Source organism: Cupriavidus sp. UYPR2.512, from assembly GCF_000379565.1.
In the GTDB taxonomy this organism is placed as follows: domain Bacteria; phylum Pseudomonadota; class Gammaproteobacteria; order Burkholderiales; family Burkholderiaceae; genus Cupriavidus.
The window spans coordinates 21,994-37,192 of sequence record NZ_KB903206.1; the positions used below are offsets into that span (position 1 = coordinate 21,994).

Genomic DNA, 15,199 nt, shown 5'->3' on the forward strand with positions numbered 1-15,199 from the left:
ATCGATGAACAAGATCCCCCGTATCGATCCGCGCCGGCCGTTCGTGATAACGGCGGCGGGCCTGAGAAGGATCACGCTCGGCGAAACCGGCAGCGCGGATCCGAACGCCGCGCACTGGCCCGGGCAGGGCCACGGCGCGACGGTGGCGAGGCCGCGCCGGGCGGTCAGCGATCCGCGGCAGGTACTGCTCGTCGCCGCGCACAGCGAGCGCGGAGCGCTCGACGATCATGCGTGCCAGGCGCTCGCCGCGGCCGCGCTGCTTGCCGATGCGCAGACTGAGGTCGCGCTGCTGGTGTTCGGCGAGCTGAAGGACGACGCGGCGGCGCTCGGCGCCGACAAGGTCATCGCGCTGCCCGCATTCGATCGCCGCGCATTTGCGCCCGATGCCGAGCTGCGGGCGCTGCTGGCCTGCGCGGCCGCGCTGTCGCCGAAGCATCTCTTCCTGCCTGATAACGCCACCGGCGACGGCGATCTTGGCCGCCGCTACGTGGCTGCGACCGGCGCGAGCGTCGCGACGCACGTCGACGAGATCGACGCGCGCCACGTCGGCACCTATGCACAGGCGAAACGCGCGTTTGCGACCCGCTCGCTGCCCGACGTGATCCTGCTTGCACCCGGTGCGGTCGACACGAAGCTGCCGTTCACTGGCGCGGGACAGGCCCTGTCCGGCGATTTCCTGCTCGGGATCGGCGACAGCTCGCAGCCGTACCGCGACCTGGGCCTCGAGGAGATCGATGCCGCACAGGTCGCGCTCGAAGAGGCGGACTTCATCGTGTCTGCCGGCAACGGCGTGGCCGATATCAGCGCGTTCGGGCAGCTCGCCGGCGTGTTCGGCGCGGCGATCGCCGCGAGCCGCGTCGCCGTCGACAACGGCCATTTCACGCGCGACAAGCAGGTGGGGGCGACCGGCAAGACGGTCGAGGCGAGCGTCTATATCGCGTTCGGCATCTCGGGCGCCGTGCAGCACCTGCAGGGCATCAAGGACTGCCGTCACGTGATCGCCGTCAACCTGGACGGCAGTGCACCGATTGCCAAGCGCGCGAACCTGACCATCGTCGGCGACGCGAAAGAGACGATCGCGGCGCTGATCGAAGCGGTGCAGGCCGCGCGCCGCGCGAACGGAAAGGCGCCGGCCGCGGCCAGCGTCCGCGAACCCTTAGGAGCCGCAGCATGAACGCCCCCCAGCAAATCCGACGCATCGCGGTGCTGGTGTCGGTCGGACGTCATCCGCTCAGCGGCGCGAGGCGCTACAGCCGCAACGACGCGGCGGCGCTCGAAATCGGCCTGGCCCTCGCGGACAAGCATCGCGCGCAGCTGGCGGTGCTGCACGCGGGCGACGCCGCCGAGCCGGCGCTCGCCGAGTACCTGGCGCTCGGCGCACGCGAAGTCGAGGTGCTCGCATGCGGGGCTGCGGATGACGCCGGGCGCACATTGGCCGCGCGCGTGAAGGACTACGACCTCGTGCTGACCGGCACCCGCGCGGAAGGCGCGTACGACACCGGGATGCTGCCCTACCAGGTCGCTGCGGCGCTGGGCCGCCCGCTGCTCGGCGCGGCCGTCGATGTGGACATCGCGGACGGCCGCGCCACCGTGCGGCAGTTCCTGCCGAAGGGACTGCGCCGGCGCGTCGAGGCGCTGTTGCCGGCCGTGGTGGCCGTCCATCCACTCGCGAACGCGCAGCCGCGCTATGCGTACGCACGGCTGCGTGCGGGCGCGATCCGGACGGCGCCCGCGGCGCGATTCGAGGACGCCGGCGCCGCCGCATGGACGCTCGGCGCTCCCGAGCGCAAGCCAGTCAGGCTGGCCGCCGCCGAGAAGCGCTCCGGACACGCCCGGATGCTGTCGGCGACGACGACCGAGAGCCGCGGCGGAAACGTCGTAAACGGAGGGACTTCGGTCGAAAAAGCACAAGCCATCCTCGCGTACTTGCGCGAGCATCAACTCATCGACTACTGATATTGCCGATCGGTCGGCAAACAAACAGAAAACAAGGAATCCGGAGCCAAACGATGAAAGTATCGGCAGACATTCGTGCGCTGGTGGACCGGCGCAAGCAAGGCTACAGCCTCGAGGCGCCTTTCTATCAGAGTGAAGAGATTTTCGCGCTCGATATGGAAGCGATCTTCCGCAAGCACTGGATCCACGTGGCGGTCGAGCCGGACGTGCCCGAGCCGGGCGACTACGTGACCGTCGAGCTCGGCCACGACTCGATCCTGATCGTGCGCGACGACGACATGCAGGTGCGTGCCTTCCATAACGTGTGCCGCCATCGCGGGGCGCGCCTGTGCAACGAGGACAAGGGAACGGTCGGCAATATCGTCTGCCCATATCACAGCTGGACCTACAACCTGAACGGCGACCTGATGTTCGCCGAGCACATGGGCGAGAAGTTCGACCGGTGCAAGCACAGCCTCAAGTCTGTCCATGTGCAGAACCTCGCGGGCCTGATCTTCGTCTGCCTGGCGGACGAGCCGCCCGCCGACTTCGCGGCGATGCGCGCCGCGATGGAGCCGTACCTGCTCCCGCACGACCTGCCGAATACGAAGATCGCCGCGCAGGTCGACATCATCGAAAAGGGCAACTGGAAGCTCACGATGGAGAACAACCGCGAGTGCTATCACTGCGTGGCGAACCATCCCGAGCTGACCGTCTCGCTATACGAGTACGGATTCGGCTATCAGCACTCGCCGGCCAACGCCGAGGGCATGGCAGCGTTCGAGAGAACCTGCGTCGAGCGCGCGGCGCAGTGGGAAGCGCTGAATCTGCCGTCGTCCGAAATCGAGCGCCTGCTCGACACCACCGGCTTCCGTACGCAGCGCCTGCCGCTCGACCGCAGCGGCGAATCGCAGACGCTCGATGCGAAGGTCGCCTCGAAGAAGCTGCTCGGCAACTTCGCGCAGGCCGACCTGGGTGGGCTTTCGTTCTGGACGCAGCCGAACGCATGGCATCACTTCATGAGCGACCACATCGTCACGTTCTCGGTGATTCCGCTGTCGGCCGGCGAAACGCTGGTGCGCACGAAGTGGCTCGTCCACAAGGATGCGCAGGAAGGTGTCGACTACGACGTGGAGAACCTGACGGCGGTGTGGAACGCGACCAACGACCAGGACCGCGTGCTCGTCGAGTATTCGCAGCGCGGCGCGGCAAGCAGCGCGTACGAGCCCGGCCCGTACTCGCCGTTCACCGAAGGTCTCGTCGAGAAGTTCTCGGCCTGGTATATCCGCCGGCTCGCCGAGCAGATGGGCGCCTAGGCGAAAGCGAAGGAAGGGGAGATGGAGATGATGCGCGATGCGGTCCAATTCGAGCCCGCCGACAGCCGGGTGACGCGTGCGGCGTTCTGGAGTGCGCTCCCTGAACGCTGGACGAGCGACGTCGAGGAGACGCTTGTGTGCTGCCACGTGCGGCAGGAAACGCACGACGTGAAGAGTTTCTTCTTCCATTCGCCGGAGGGCCGCGCGTTCGTGTTTGAGCCGGGGCAGTTCATCACGCTGGAGCTCGAGATCGAGGGCGAGACGATCAACCGGTGCTACACGATTTCGTCGTCGCCCGCGCGGCCGCATACGCTCGCGATCACGGTCAAGCGGGTGCCGGGCGGCAAGGTGTCAAACTGGCTGCACGACAACTTGCGGCCGGGCGCACCGATCCGGGTGCTCGGCCCGGCCGGCGAGTTCACCTGCGCGCGGCATCCGGCGCGCAAGTATCTGTTCCTGTCCGCGGGCTCGGGTATCACGCCGTTGATGTCGATGAGCCGTGCACACCATGATCTCGGCGAGGATCGCGACATCGTGTTCGTGCACAGCGCGCGCACGCCGGACGACATCATCTTCGCGCGCGAGTTGGACCTGATCGCGTCAAACCACGCCAACTTCCGCACCTCTTTTGTGTGCGAGCGGGTTGGCGCGCGTACCAACTGGCCGGGCATAACGGGCTTTCTGTCGCTGCCGCTGCTGAAGCTGATCGCGCCGGACTTCATGGAGCGCCAGATCTTTACGTGTGGGCCGGCGCCATACATGAAGGCGGTACGCGACCTGCTCGACGAGGCCGGTTTTGATCGCATGCGCTACCACGAGGAAAGCTTCTCGTTCGAGACGCTGACGGCCGAGGCCTCGGCCGACGTGCCGGTAGCCGGCACCGCACCGGCGACAAACGGCGATGCCGACACGGCCCAGTTCAGCGTCAGCTTCGCCAAGAGCCACCGCGAGATCCTCTGCAATTCGGGGCAGCATGTACTCGACGCGGCGCGGCAATCGGGCGTGCGGCTGCCGGCGTCGTGCACCCAGGGCATGTGTGGCACCTGCAAGGTCAAGCTCGTGTCCGGCCAGGTCGAAATGAAGCACAACGGCGGCATCCGCCAGCGCGAGATCGACCAGGGGATGGTGTTGTTATGCTGCAGCAAGCCTCTGTCGGATCTCATCATCGATAAGTAGGGCAGGCGCCTGCCACGCGGCTGGAGGTCGATGACGACTGTCGGGCCGCTCTCTCGACGATTCTAAGTACACGGGGCGTTTCCGCTCCGGCCAATGGAGGTATGCCATGAAGCTGCTTGCAAAGCTGTTTTTTACCGGCGCGGCGTCGGTGATGATGACATGGAGCGCGTTCGCGCTCGGGGATGCCAAACCAACCTTGAAGATAGGCTACGTCGAGGGTTGGGATGACAGCGTCGCGACGACCAACGTCGCTGCACGGATCATCGAGAAGAAGCTGGGGTACCCGGTGCAGCTGGTGCCGCTCGCGGCGGGCGTCATGTGGCAGGGTGTCGCGCGCGGCGATCTCGATGCGACGCTGTCCGCCTGGCTGCCGGTTACGCAGGGCGCGTACTGGGACCAGTTCAAGACCAAGGTGGTCAATCTCGGCCCCAACTTCACCGAGGCAAGGATTGGCCTGATCGTGCCGGCGTCCGTGAACGCGAAGAGCATCGACGATCTGAACGCGCAGAAGGCGAAGTTCGAAGGCCGCATCGTCGGCATAGATGCCGGCGCCGGCGTAATGCGAAAGGCTTCTGAAGCGATCAAGAGCTACGGCCTCAGTTATTCGCTGATGCCCAGTTCGGGCAGTGCGATGACAGCGGAACTGGCGCGCGCGATGAACGCGAACAAGCCTGTGATCGTGACGGGCTGGGCGCCGCACTGGATGTTCGCCAAATGGAAGCTGCGTTTCCTCGACGATCCGAAGAAGGTGTTCGGCGATGCGGAGCACGTCGACAACATCGTGAACCCGGGTCTTGAGGCAAAGGCGAAGCCGGTCGTCGTCTTCCTGAAGAAATTCCAATGGAAGCTAGGCGAGATCGACAGCGTGATGCTGGCGATCCAGGGCGGCACGAAGCCAGACGCGGCCGCCGATGCGTGGATCGCCGCGAATGCGGAGCGCGTGAATGCGTGGATCGAGGGCGAGCGTTAATTCGTCAAACGACACAGGAGACACCAGGCACCGGCCACGCTCGCATTGCGCGCGTGGCCGGTGTGCTTTAGGGCTTACTGAAACACGACCGTCCGGTCTCCATTCAGGAACACCCGTCGCTCAATGAAGGCCTTGACGGCGCGCGCGAGCGTGATGCATTCGACGTCGCGTCCGACAGCGAGCAGTTGCTCTGGCCGGTACGAATGATCGACGCGCTCGACGGCCTGCTCGATGATCGGACCTTCGTCGAGATCGTCGGTGACGAAATGCGCGGTCGCGCCGATCAGCTTGACGCCGCGCGCATGCGCCTGGTGATACGGCTTCGCACCCTTGAAGCCAGGCAGGAAAGAGTGGTGAATGTTGATCGCGCGATGGGCGAGCCTTCCGCTGGTGTCGGGGGACAACACCTGCATGTAGCGGGCGAGGATCACCAGTTCCGCGCCGCTCGACTCGAACAGGTCGAGCCACTGCGCTTCCTGTTTTGCCTTCGTCTCTGGCGTGATCGGGAAATGCCGGAACGGGAGATCATGCTGCCGGGCGAGCGGTTCCAGGTCGGGATGGTTCGAGGCGATCCCGACGATGTCCATCTTCAACTCGCCCATTCGCCAGCGGAACAGCAGGTCCGCAAGGCAATGTTCGAGCTTCGACACCATGATCAGAACCTTCGGGCGCGCGAGCGCGTCATAGATCGCCCATTGCATGCCGAAGCGGTCCGCTATCGGCGTGAATTCCTGCCGCAGTACGTCGACGACAAGCGCTTCTGAATGCGTCGGATGAAATACACAGCGCAGGAAGAAGCGGTTGCTCAGGTCGTCATCGAAGACGGTCAGCTCGTCGATGTAGCAGCGGTGCCGCTCGAGCAAGCCGACGACCGCGGCCACCTGGCCTGGCGCGCTGGGGCACGCCAGCGTGAGAACGAATGGTTGTGAGCGGGGCATGGCGTCCATTGGATTCCTTTCTTGGGGTGGTGTGGCGGGCGGGCGCGTTGCGCGCCTGCGCGGGCCATGCGCGAAGTAAAGCAGGCTGCATGGCAGGCCGGATAGAACCGAAGCGCCGCGTGGCTGGTATCGGCGCGCCAACGCACGGTGCTACCCGATGCCGGTGTCTTCAGCAAGGTCGCGCGGGCGGGTCGCAATCGATCCATTCGGCGTCGCTTGCGCACAAGCCGGGCCGGACCATCGGTTGCCATGGTTGGCGGTGTCGCATTTATGCAAGCCCTTGTCGGAATTCATCGGCAGGAGAGGGCCTTTTCTGGCAACTATGTAGGTGATCGCACCGTTTCTGTTTGTGATGCGACGAACCGAATTTGCCAAGGTATTCCAGGGAAGAAGTAGCAATGCACCGCCAGCGCCTTTCGGATACAAGGAAGTCGCCGGTATGCCATATGACGTATGAGTCCCCGCAGGACCAGGAGAAGGTTTCGATGGATAGTCCCAAGGTCGTGGTCGAAGGTCTGTGCAAGGTATTTGGAAGCAATCCGCAACAGGCGCTCGACATGCTCGCCGCCGGTTCGACGAAGGACGAAGTGTTCAGGCGGACCGGCCAGGTCGTCGGCGTGCATAACGTGTCGTTCGACGTCAATGAGGGCGAGATTTTCGTGCTGATGGGCCTGTCCGGCTCCGGCAAGTCGACGTTGATCCGTCTCGTGAACCGGCTTGTCGAGCCGACAGCCGGGAAGGTGCTGATCGGTGGCCGCGATGTGGCCGCCGTGAGCCGCTCGGAACTGATCGCGCTTCGTCGCAAGGACATGAGCATGGTGTTCCAGTCGTTCGCGCTGATGCCACAGCGCACCGTGCTGTCAAACGCCGGGTTCGGGCTCGAGGTCGCCGGCGTCGGCCGGACCGAGCGTGAGCGCAGGGCGATGGATGTGCTTGAGCAGGTCGGGCTCTCGACGTTTGCGCAGAAGCTGCCGCGCGAGTTGTCGGGGGGCATGCAGCAGCGCGTCGGCCTTGCGCGGGCCCTTGCGGTCAACCCGTCGCTGATGATCATGGACGAAGCGTTTTCCGCGCTCGATCCGCTCAAGCGCAAGGAAATGCAGAACGTGCTGCTGCAGCTACAGAAGGAGTCTCGCCGCACGATCATGTTCGTGTCGCACGATCTGGAGGAAGCGTTGCGCATCGGCAGCCGGATCGCGATCATGGAAGGTGGCCGCCTGGTTCAGGTTGGGACGCCGCAGGAAATCATTGCGAAGCCAGCCGACGACTACGTCCGCACGTTCTTCGACGGCATCGACACCAGCCGCTACCTGACTGCCGGCGACCTGATGCAGACGGACGCCGTGCCGGTCGTGTCAAAGCTCGATACGCCAGACATTGCCGCGATGCTGAACGGCCAGGCCGGATGTGCCTTTGTGCTCGATGCCCAACGCAAGCTTCGAGGCTGCGTCATGCGCGATGCGGCGGCGAGCGTGCGGCCCATCGAAAGCATCCGGCGCGATGCGTCGCTTGAACACGTTGTCGAGCGTGTCGTGGCGAGCCCGAACGCGCTGCCAGTCGTCGACGACAACGGTTGCTACTGCGGCTCGGTCGACCGTGCCGTCATCCTGAAAGCCATCACGCACCTGCGAGGTCACCATGTCTGAAATCCTTCCGCTCGGCCACTGGGTCGACCAGTCCGTCCATTACCTTCTAGATCACGACGCGGCCACGTTCGACGCGGTCGGTCGAGCGATCGAGGGGCTCGCCGCAATGATCGAGCGGAGCCTGCAGGCGGTGCCGATGTGGCTGATGATGGCGTTCTTCATTGGCATCGGACTCTGGCGCGTCGGCTGGCGCTTTGCGATCTTCACGGCCGCATCGCTGTTCGTGATCTTCGCCACGGGATTCTGGGATCAGACCGTGATTACGCTGGGCCTCACGCTGTCGTCGACGATCATCAGTCTGATCCTTGGCGTTCCGCTCGGCATCTGGGCGGCGAAGAGCCGGGTGGTTGCGGCCATCGTGCGCCCGATCCTTGACCTCATGCAGACGATGCCGGCCTTTGTCTACCTGATTCCTGCCGCGATGCTGTTCGGACTGGGTCGCGTGCCGGGTATCCTGTCGACCGTGATATTTGCGATGCCGCCCGCGGTGCGCCTGACCAGCCTTGGGATTCGCCAGGTGAACATGGAGATCGTCGAAGCCGGCTATGCGTTTGGCTGCACGCCGTGGCAGTTGCTGTACAAGGTGCAGTTCCCCAACGCGCTGCCGTCGATCATGCAAGGCGTCAACCAGACCATCATGATGGCGCTGTCGATGGTGATCATTGCATCGATGGTAGGCGCGGGCGGCCTGGGCAACGAGGTGCTAGCGAGCATCCAGCGGCTCGACATCGGCCTGGGCTTCGAAAGCGGCCTGTCGGTGGTGCTGCTGGCGATTGTCCTGGACCGCATTACGGAGAGCTTTGGGCGTGCACCGGGTACCGCGAAGGCGCCGCTGTTCTCGGGGCTCAGGCAGCTGTTCAGTGCCAAGACGGCGACGGCCCACGCCTGATTCCGGCTCAGCCGTTCGCCAGGAGAGCGATGTGAGGTCCGTTGCCGCCGCGCTGGCTCACAGCGCTCCACCGCCGATGTCGACGCTCGCGCATTTCGGCTTCCTGACGTTGCCCGATTTCTCGATGATCGCATTCTCGAGCGCGGTCGAAGTGCTGCGGATGGCGAACTATGTCGGGCGAGCCGACCATTACACGTGGTCGATTTATTCCGCACAAGGCGAGCCGGTGCGGGCGAGCAATGGCATCGCGGTGCGGCCGACGCGAGCGCTCGATGCCTCGGAATTGCCCGACGTGATGATCGTCTGCGGCGGCATCCGCATCCGCGATGCCGTCGACGATGGCACGCGCATGATGCTTGCGCGACTCGCCGGGCAGAACATGCCGCTCGGCGGCATTTGCACGGGTGCCTACGCGCTGATGTCGAGCAGTCTGCTCGACGGTTACCGCTGCGCCGTGCATTGGGAGAACCGGTCCGCGCTGCACCACGAGTTTCCGCTGGTGCAATTCGCCGACGAACTGTTCGTCATCGACCGGGACCGGCTTACCTGCACGGGCGGCACAGCACCGATCGACATGATGCTGAATCTCGTCGGCCTGCGTTTTGGCCAGCAAATGGCCGCGCAGGTCTCCGAACAGTTTATTCTCGAGCGGATCCGTGGCGCGACCGATCCGCAGCCGATCCCGGTCGACGCACGGGTTGGCCTCTCGCGGGCGGAGCTGATCGAGGTCGTGCGGCTGATGGAGGCGAATATTGAGGAGCCGCTGTCGCTGGACGAGCTGGCGCGGCTCGTTCAGCTGTCGCAGCGGCATCTGCAGCGGATCTTCAAGTTCTATCTGAACGTGTCGCCGACCCACCACTACCTGACCCTGCGCCTGAAGCGCGCGCGCGAGCTGCTGCGCACGACCAACGCGTCAATTGCCCGTGTCACGGCCGTCTGCGGCTTCCATTCGCCTTGCCACTTCAGCAAGGCGTACCGCGCCCAGTTCGGTCATGCGCCCAGCCACGAACGCCGACCGACGCGATGATCGCCGGCGGGGCACGAAGCGCTCGCCAGGGGCCCAGGCCCGCACAATGCGCGATATTGCGCCAGCTTGACTACTGACCTTGACATCCCATGAGCCAGACGATCCTGCACCCATTGCGCACCCCACTGTATGAGCGTCACCGTTTCATCCGCGCCCGCATGGCAGATGTTGGTGACTGGAATATGCCGATTGCCTATGGATCCCAGATCGAGGAGCACCACACCGTGCGGGCGGATGCCGCCATGTTTGACTTCTCGCACATGTGCGTGATCGACATACACGGGGCGGATGCTCGAATGTTTCTCCGCAAGCTGCTTGCCAACGACATCGGCAAACTGCGATCGCCTGGAAAAGCGCTCTATTCATGCATGCTTAACAGGGAAGGCGGAGTGATCGATGACCTTGTCGTTTACTACCTGGACGATGAATGCTTCCGTATGGTCTTGAACGCGCACGCTGCCAGCCGCGACATTGAATGGATCCGGTCACAGATCGTTGAGACCCAAAGCTCGGTGACCCTGGTCGCGCGGCGCCAGGATATGGTTAGCGGCGATGTGGAGGCGCTGGCAATGATCGCCGTGCACGGTCCCAATGCTCGGGAAAAGGTATTTCGAGCCATTCCGTCAACGCGCGCCGCTGACAAGGTGAAGCCGTTCAACTCCATCATCGTGCACGACTCCGCAGTGGGCGAACTGATGCTGGCACGAACGGGGAAGACCGGCGAGGACGGCTTCGAAATGATGGTGCTGGCAAAGCATGCTGTTCAGGTATGGGACATGCTGAGGTCGGCCGGCATCTCTGCAGCAGGCCTCGACGCATGGGAGACCCTTCGGCTCGAAGCAGGCATGCACCTGAATGGGCTGGACATGGACCCACAGACCTCGCCCTTCGACGTCGGCTTGGGCTGGAGTGTTGATCTGGGGCTGGAGCGCGACTTTGTCGGCAAAGCAGCGCTACGTGCCCGCCGCCAAGATTGGCAGTTCGTCGGGCTCGCTTTCGAAGGAAGCGCCGCGGTCGCCCGCACGCAGAGTCCGGTGATGAGCCTCGAAGGGGAAAAGATTGGGAAGGTCACCAGCGGAACCTACAGTCCGACGCTTCAAATCGCCATCGCTTTGGCTCTGATTACCCCAGACATCAAGGTCGGCTCGTATGTGAGTGTTGAGGTCTACAACAAGAGAATCTCCGCGAAAGTCGTTCGTCCACCTTTCGTACGGGACGGAAGCCCAGTGCGGGAACAATAGGGCGGCTTTTGGCAACCTCTCTGGCAGAGGTCGTGCTGACGCATTCCACCAGGCCATTTGTCGCGGGCGGAATCTGCCTTCGGACAGTCCGGGTTGCCGGACCACCAGAAGCATCGCTTTGTCTGGAGTACGGCTAAAACAGCCACAGACCTGACCCGCCCGAGAATCACGTTACGAACGCTTATGCACGACAACTTGCCACAGCGCTTGCGCTCACTCCTTTTCGTCCCCGCTGACAGTGACCGGAAGCTTGCGTCCTCGCTGAAGTCAGCAGCGGATGGACTAGTGTTCGATCTGGAAGATGCCATCCCGGAGCCAGGGAAGGAGGACGCACGGCGCAAGCTGGTTGGCTTTCTCGAACAGCATCGTGCCTCGATGCATCAGGCCTTGCTGGTGCGTGTCAACGGGCTGGCATCCGGCCACATCCTGCGCGACCTGGCCGCCGTGATCCCGCACCGGCCCAACGCGATCGTGCTGCCAAAGTGTCGTAGTGTCGATGATGTGCATCGCCTTTGTGACTTCCTCGCGGCCTTTGAATGTGCGCTTTTGGAGGAAAGTTGGGAGGTGTCCATCATCGCGATGGCGACCGAATCATCCGAAGGTGTCTTCGGATTATCGTCGTATCGCAACGCGCCGATGCGGCTGCGGGCGCTGATGTGGGGCGTGGACGATCTTGCGGCCGACCTTGGCGCATTCTCGTCGCATACCGGCAAGGAGCTGACCACGCCGTTTTCCGTGGCTCGTACCATGTGCCTGCTGGCGGCCGCCCAGGCGGGTATCGAAGCCATCGATGCGGTCAGCACGAACCTGATCGATCCGGCGAGGATCGGGGAAGAAGCTGCACAGGCAAAACGAGACGGATTCTCGGCCAAAGCCGCGGCACATCCTTCTCAGATCGACGCCATCAACCAGGCTTTCATACCGCAGCAAGCGGAAATACGCTGGGCTAGTGAGGTGGTCGAGGCGTTTTCGCGGGTCGGCGCCTCTGGTGTTGCCAGATTGGGAAACGCAATGATAGATCGGCCACACCTTCGCCTCGCACATCGTATCTTGTGTCACATCGACGAGAGCTGAGATTAGCTATTGTGCAAGGGTGTCGACGCGATGATGCTTCGCGCCTTGAGGTTGGCGCGCTATGTTGCCGTATCAAGCTTCGCCGTAGAAAAGGAGGAAAGTCAATGATGACAAAGGAGATGGTAGGCACCCTCCTCACGGCATGCGTTGATTCTATTTGCATCCGTGATGGCTGTCGTCCATGCGGCCTGGAGGCGTAACAGGCTGATCCGGGATGCGCCGTTCCAGCGTCGGTTCAGAATCGCTGGCGCACTTGTGCAGGCAGGGGGACGCGTCGGCGGGGAACGGCATCGCAACAATCCACTTCGTCATATGGACCACACCACGGTTCTCGCGTCCGATCGACTTCGGTAAGACGGCGAGTCGTTGCACCGCCCACTGCCCCTGCCTCTGCCACCATGGCAAAATAGAAGCCGCCATTCAGGGTGCTATCAGAATCGGTGCGGGGTCGGTTTCGGCCGCTGATAGCACCGTCCCTTAGTCGCCGGAGTCGGCCAATGATCCATTTTACTCGACGGCTGCTCGTTACGAGTCTGAGCGCCCTGTTGCTGTCCTTTGCTTGCGACCAGTCGTATGGGCAGCTGGTTGTCAAGATCGGTGTTTCCGTTCCGCTGACAGGGATCAATGCCGCCAACGGGAAGGACATAGAGAATGGTGTTCGTCTCGCTGTTGAAGAAGCCAACGCGCAGCGCATCAGGCTGGATGGCCGGGACGCCCGCTTCGAGCTTGATTCGGTGGACGACCAAAGTGACCCGCGCATCGGCGTTCAGGTGGCCCAGAAGCTGGTCGATGACGGGGTGGCTGTCGTTGTCGGGTATTACAACTCTGGCGTTGCGCTTCCGTCCTCGCTGATTTTTGCCCGCGCAGGCATCCCGGTCATCCATCCGGCGGCAACCAATCCGGCTATCACGCATCAAGGTCTGAAGACGGTCTTCCGCATCATTGCGACCGATACGCAAAACTCCGGTACCGCTGGCAAGTACGCGGTCAATGTCATGAAGGGGCAGCGCATTGCCGTGATGGACGACCGGACCGCGTTCGGCCAGGGGGCAGTGGACGAGTTCAAGAAGGCCGTCACCCGTGCCGGCGGAAGAATCGCGATCGCTGAGTACACCAACGACAAGGCGGTCGAGTTCAGCGCGCAGCTCACGAGCATCCGGGCCGCCAATGCCGACATCCTGTTCTTCGGCGGCCTGGACAACCAAGGGGCGCTCATCACGAAGCGGATGAGGGAACTCGGCATGCGCACTCAGTTCGTCGGAAGCGGTGGCATCGCCGACAGTATCTTCCTGAACGTTGCCGGTCCCGCCGCGGATGGCGCGATGGCCTGGGAATACGGACGCCCTGTCGAAACGCTGCCACAAGGCAAGGCCTTCATGCAGAAATTCAGGAAGCGCTTCGGCACCGACAGTCTCAGCTATGCGCCCTTCGCGTATGACGCCACGTGGGTGGCTATACACGCGATCAGGCAGGCGAACTCTGCGACGTCGGCCGACTTCCTCGCGGCGCTGCGCGCAACGCAATACGAGGGTATCACCGGGAAGATTGCCTTCGATCCGAACGGCGACCTGAAGAATCCGACGTCGACGCTGTATCAGGTAAAAGCTGGCCGTTGGCTTCCGGTAACGACGATCGGGGCCGAATGACGTGCCGATGCTCGATTAACGTGACTTGGCGACTCTTAAGCAACGCGTTTTCGGGCCCTGTCATCGCCCCTGTCATCGTTATTCCCGCCAGTCAACGGCAGCGCGAGTGTCACGCAGAGGCTGGATTGCTGGACCAGCACGCTCACTTCACGGGCGTCAGAATCGGTGCGCCCTGGTTCTTGAGCAGGAACACAACAAATCTGGCCGGCTGTGTGGCACTGGCATTGCGCCCGACGGTATGGATGTCGTTGGTGCCCTCGTGGAAGGTATCCCCGGCCTTGAGTGTCACCTCCTTGCCACCCTTGACGGCCATGACAATGCTCCCCTCCAGCACGTAGACAAAGGCGTGTGCATCATGCCGATGCACAGGGTCGACCGAACCGGGCGGATACTCGACGATGATCATCTGAACTTCCTTGCCCGGATACTCGGGCAACGGTTCCGTCCGCAGCGGGGTGACCTTCGCTTCCGGTGCGGCGACCGCCGGCTGCGCCGCCGTCAGGCACGACAGCATCAGCGCGGCCGCGAACGACACGATTGGTTTCATGGCATTACTCCACATTGGCTTGCGAGAGCCACTGGTCGAGGCTGACGCGGCCGATCCGCGCGTCGCCGAGCGGTACCAGCGACAGTTTCTCGACGTGGCCGCCGTAATACAGGGCGTCGGGGTCCGTCACGACCGAGCGAGCGTCGCCTGCCGACTTCAGATAACGCGCAATGATCTCCGCGAAGGGGGCGCGGTCCGGGCCAGCAATATCGATGGTGCCGTTCCGCGGTGCTTCCAGCGCGACTTGCGCAAGGATTGCCGCGACGTCCTGCGCAGCGATCGGCTGAAACAGCCCATCGCCGATGCGCACGGTGGTGCCGTCCGTGCCGAAATCCGCAATACCGCCGAGGAACTCCATGAACTGTGTGGCGCGCACGATCGTGTATGGCACGCCGGCCGCTTCTACAGCCTCTTCCTGGGCGACCTTGGCGGTGAAATAGGCGTTCCCCGGCATGCGGTCGGTGCCGACGATGGACAGCGCGACGTGATGGCGCACCCCAGCAGCGACCTCGGCCTTGCCGAGATTGCGCGCCGAGGTGCGGAAGAAATCGAGTACTGCCTGCGGTTCCCAGGATGGTGCGTTCGCCACATCCACCACGACGTCTGCGTCCACGAGTGCCTGGTTCAATCCTTCGCCGGTCACGCTGTTCACGCCGGTACGCGGAGAGGCCGCCACCGCTGTATGGCCTGCCGCGTTAAGCAGCGCGACAAGTTGCGAGCCGATCAGGCCGGAACCACCGATTACAACGATCTTCATGGCAGGGTCTCCAGATGAGAGTGTTGAGTGCCCGGTGCGG

The 15,199-nt window shown here is 63.5% G+C and carries 14 protein-coding genes and 1 pseudogene; 11 read left to right on the plus strand and 4 right to left on the minus strand.

Annotated elements, in window-relative coordinates; translation table 11 throughout:
• Positions 1-4: 4 nt before the first annotated feature.
• From A3A5_RS0136160 to A3A5_RS0136180, 5 genes are all read left to right on the plus strand, one after another.
• On the plus strand, positions 5-1,174 hold the full coding sequence (locus A3A5_RS0136160) for an electron transfer flavoprotein subunit alpha/FixB family protein (RefSeq protein ID WP_018315307.1): 1,170 nt from the start codon (positions 5-7) through the stop codon (positions 1,172-1,174).
• A complete protein-coding gene (locus tag A3A5_RS0136165; protein ID WP_018315308.1) occupies positions 1,171-1,956 on the plus strand; it encodes a drug:proton antiporter in 786 nt (261 codons plus the stop codon). The genes A3A5_RS0136160 and A3A5_RS0136165 overlap by 4 nt, the downstream gene beginning before the upstream one ends.
• A 53-nt stretch (positions 1,957-2,009) precedes the next feature.
• A complete protein-coding gene (locus A3A5_RS0136170; RefSeq protein ID WP_018315309.1) occupies positions 2,010-3,251 on the plus strand; it encodes an SRPBCC family protein in 1,242 nt (413 codons plus the stop codon).
• 27 nt (positions 3,252-3,278) lie between these two features.
• Positions 3,279-4,427, plus strand: coding sequence for a hybrid-cluster NAD(P)-dependent oxidoreductase (locus A3A5_RS0136175; RefSeq protein ID WP_026201473.1), 1,149 nt, complete (start codon positions 3,279-3,281; stop codon positions 4,425-4,427).
• Between the two features lie 106 nt (positions 4,428-4,533).
• Complete coding sequence (locus tag A3A5_RS0136180) at positions 4,534-5,397, plus strand: glycine betaine ABC transporter substrate-binding protein (protein WP_018315311.1); 864 nt, start codon at positions 4,534-4,536, stop codon at positions 5,395-5,397.
• A gap of 74 nt (positions 5,398-5,471) precedes the next feature.
• Here A3A5_RS0136180 and purU read toward each other — a convergent pair whose 3' ends face one another.
• Complete coding sequence (purU, locus tag A3A5_RS0136185) at positions 5,472-6,344, minus strand: formyltetrahydrofolate deformylase (protein WP_018315312.1); 873 nt, start codon at positions 6,342-6,344, stop codon at positions 5,472-5,474.
• Positions 6,345-6,485: 141 nt separating this feature from the next.
• Positions 6,486-6,761, minus strand: coding sequence for a hypothetical protein (locus tag A3A5_RS43890; protein ID WP_157637405.1), 276 nt, complete (start codon positions 6,759-6,761; stop codon positions 6,486-6,488).
• Positions 6,762-6,814: 53 nt separating this feature from the next.
• Here A3A5_RS43890 and A3A5_RS0136190 point away from each other — a divergent pair.
• The 6 genes and pseudogenes from A3A5_RS0136190 to A3A5_RS0136215 all read left to right on the plus strand — a co-directional run.
• Positions 6,815-7,978 (plus strand): annotated as a pseudogene (locus tag A3A5_RS0136190) (glycine betaine/L-proline ABC transporter ATP-binding protein); the annotation flags it as partial.
• Positions 7,971-8,867 (plus strand): choline ABC transporter permease subunit, encoded by an 897-nt coding sequence (gene choW, locus A3A5_RS0136195; RefSeq protein ID WP_018315314.1) that lies wholly within the window; start codon positions 7,971-7,973, stop codon positions 8,865-8,867. The pseudogene A3A5_RS0136190 and the gene choW, both read left to right, overlap by 8 nt.
• Before the next feature lie 76 nt (positions 8,868-8,943).
• The gene (locus tag A3A5_RS0136200; RefSeq protein WP_018315315.1) at positions 8,944-9,894 is read left to right on the plus strand and encodes a GlxA family transcriptional regulator; all 951 of its coding nucleotides are present in this window, start codon (positions 8,944-8,946) and stop codon (positions 9,892-9,894) included.
• Between the two features lie 89 nt (positions 9,895-9,983).
• The gene (gcvT, locus tag A3A5_RS0136205) at positions 9,984-11,135 is read left to right on the plus strand and encodes a glycine cleavage system aminomethyltransferase GcvT (RefSeq protein WP_018315316.1); all 1,152 of its coding nucleotides are present in this window, start codon (positions 9,984-9,986) and stop codon (positions 11,133-11,135) included.
• A 183-nt stretch (positions 11,136-11,318) separates the two neighbouring features.
• On the plus strand, positions 11,319-12,209 hold the full coding sequence (locus A3A5_RS0136210; RefSeq protein ID WP_018315317.1) for a CoA ester lyase: 891 nt from the start codon (positions 11,319-11,321) through the stop codon (positions 12,207-12,209).
• 497 nt (positions 12,210-12,706) lie between these two features.
• A complete protein-coding gene (locus A3A5_RS0136215) occupies positions 12,707-13,855 on the plus strand; it encodes a branched-chain amino acid ABC transporter substrate-binding protein (protein WP_018315318.1) in 1,149 nt (382 codons plus the stop codon).
• Between the two features lie 142 nt (positions 13,856-13,997).
• On the opposite strand, the gene A3A5_RS0136220 is transcribed toward A3A5_RS0136215, so the two are convergent.
• A complete protein-coding gene (locus tag A3A5_RS0136220; RefSeq protein WP_018315319.1) occupies positions 13,998-14,402 on the minus strand; it encodes a cupin domain-containing protein in 405 nt (134 codons plus the stop codon).
• A 4-nt stretch (positions 14,403-14,406) separates the two neighbouring features.
• Entirely contained in the window at positions 14,407-15,159 is a 753-nt protein-coding gene (locus tag A3A5_RS0136225; RefSeq protein WP_018315320.1) for an SDR family oxidoreductase, read from the minus strand.
• Positions 15,160-15,199 lie beyond the last annotated feature (40 nt).

Bases quoted from the DNA above. Each gene is read 5' to 3' on its own strand.
- A3A5_RS0136160 (WP_018315307.1), top strand. From the start codon at position 5: ATGAACAAGATCCCCCGTATCGATCCGCGCCGGCCGTTCGTGATAACG.
- A3A5_RS0136165 (WP_018315308.1), top strand. From the start codon at position 1,171: ATGAACGCCCCCCAGCAAATCCGACGCATCGCGGTGCTGGTGTCGGTC.
- A3A5_RS0136170 (WP_018315309.1), top strand. From the start codon at position 2,010: ATGAAAGTATCGGCAGACATTCGTGCGCTGGTGGACCGGCGCAAGCAA.
- A3A5_RS0136175 (WP_026201473.1), top strand. From the start codon at position 3,279: ATGATGCGCGATGCGGTCCAATTCGAGCCCGCCGACAGCCGGGTGACG.
- A3A5_RS0136180 (WP_018315311.1), top strand. From the start codon at position 4,534: ATGAAGCTGCTTGCAAAGCTGTTTTTTACCGGCGCGGCGTCGGTGATG.
- purU (WP_018315312.1), bottom strand. From the start codon at position 6,344: ATGGACGCCATGCCCCGCTCACAACCATTCGTTCTCACGCTGGCGTGC.
- choW (WP_018315314.1), top strand. From the start codon at position 7,971: ATGTCTGAAATCCTTCCGCTCGGCCACTGGGTCGACCAGTCCGTCCAT.
- A3A5_RS0136200 (WP_018315315.1), top strand. From the start codon at position 8,944: ATGTCGACGCTCGCGCATTTCGGCTTCCTGACGTTGCCCGATTTCTCG.
- gcvT (WP_018315316.1), top strand. From the start codon at position 9,984: ATGAGCCAGACGATCCTGCACCCATTGCGCACCCCACTGTATGAGCGT.
- A3A5_RS0136210 (WP_018315317.1), top strand. From the start codon at position 11,319: ATGCACGACAACTTGCCACAGCGCTTGCGCTCACTCCTTTTCGTCCCC.
- A3A5_RS0136215 (WP_018315318.1), top strand. From the start codon at position 12,707: ATGATCCATTTTACTCGACGGCTGCTCGTTACGAGTCTGAGCGCCCTG.
- A3A5_RS0136220 (WP_018315319.1), bottom strand. From the start codon at position 14,402: ATGAAACCAATCGTGTCGTTCGCGGCCGCGCTGATGCTGTCGTGCCTG.
- A3A5_RS0136225 (WP_018315320.1), bottom strand. From the start codon at position 15,159: ATGAAGATCGTTGTAATCGGTGGTTCCGGCCTGATCGGCTCGCAACTT.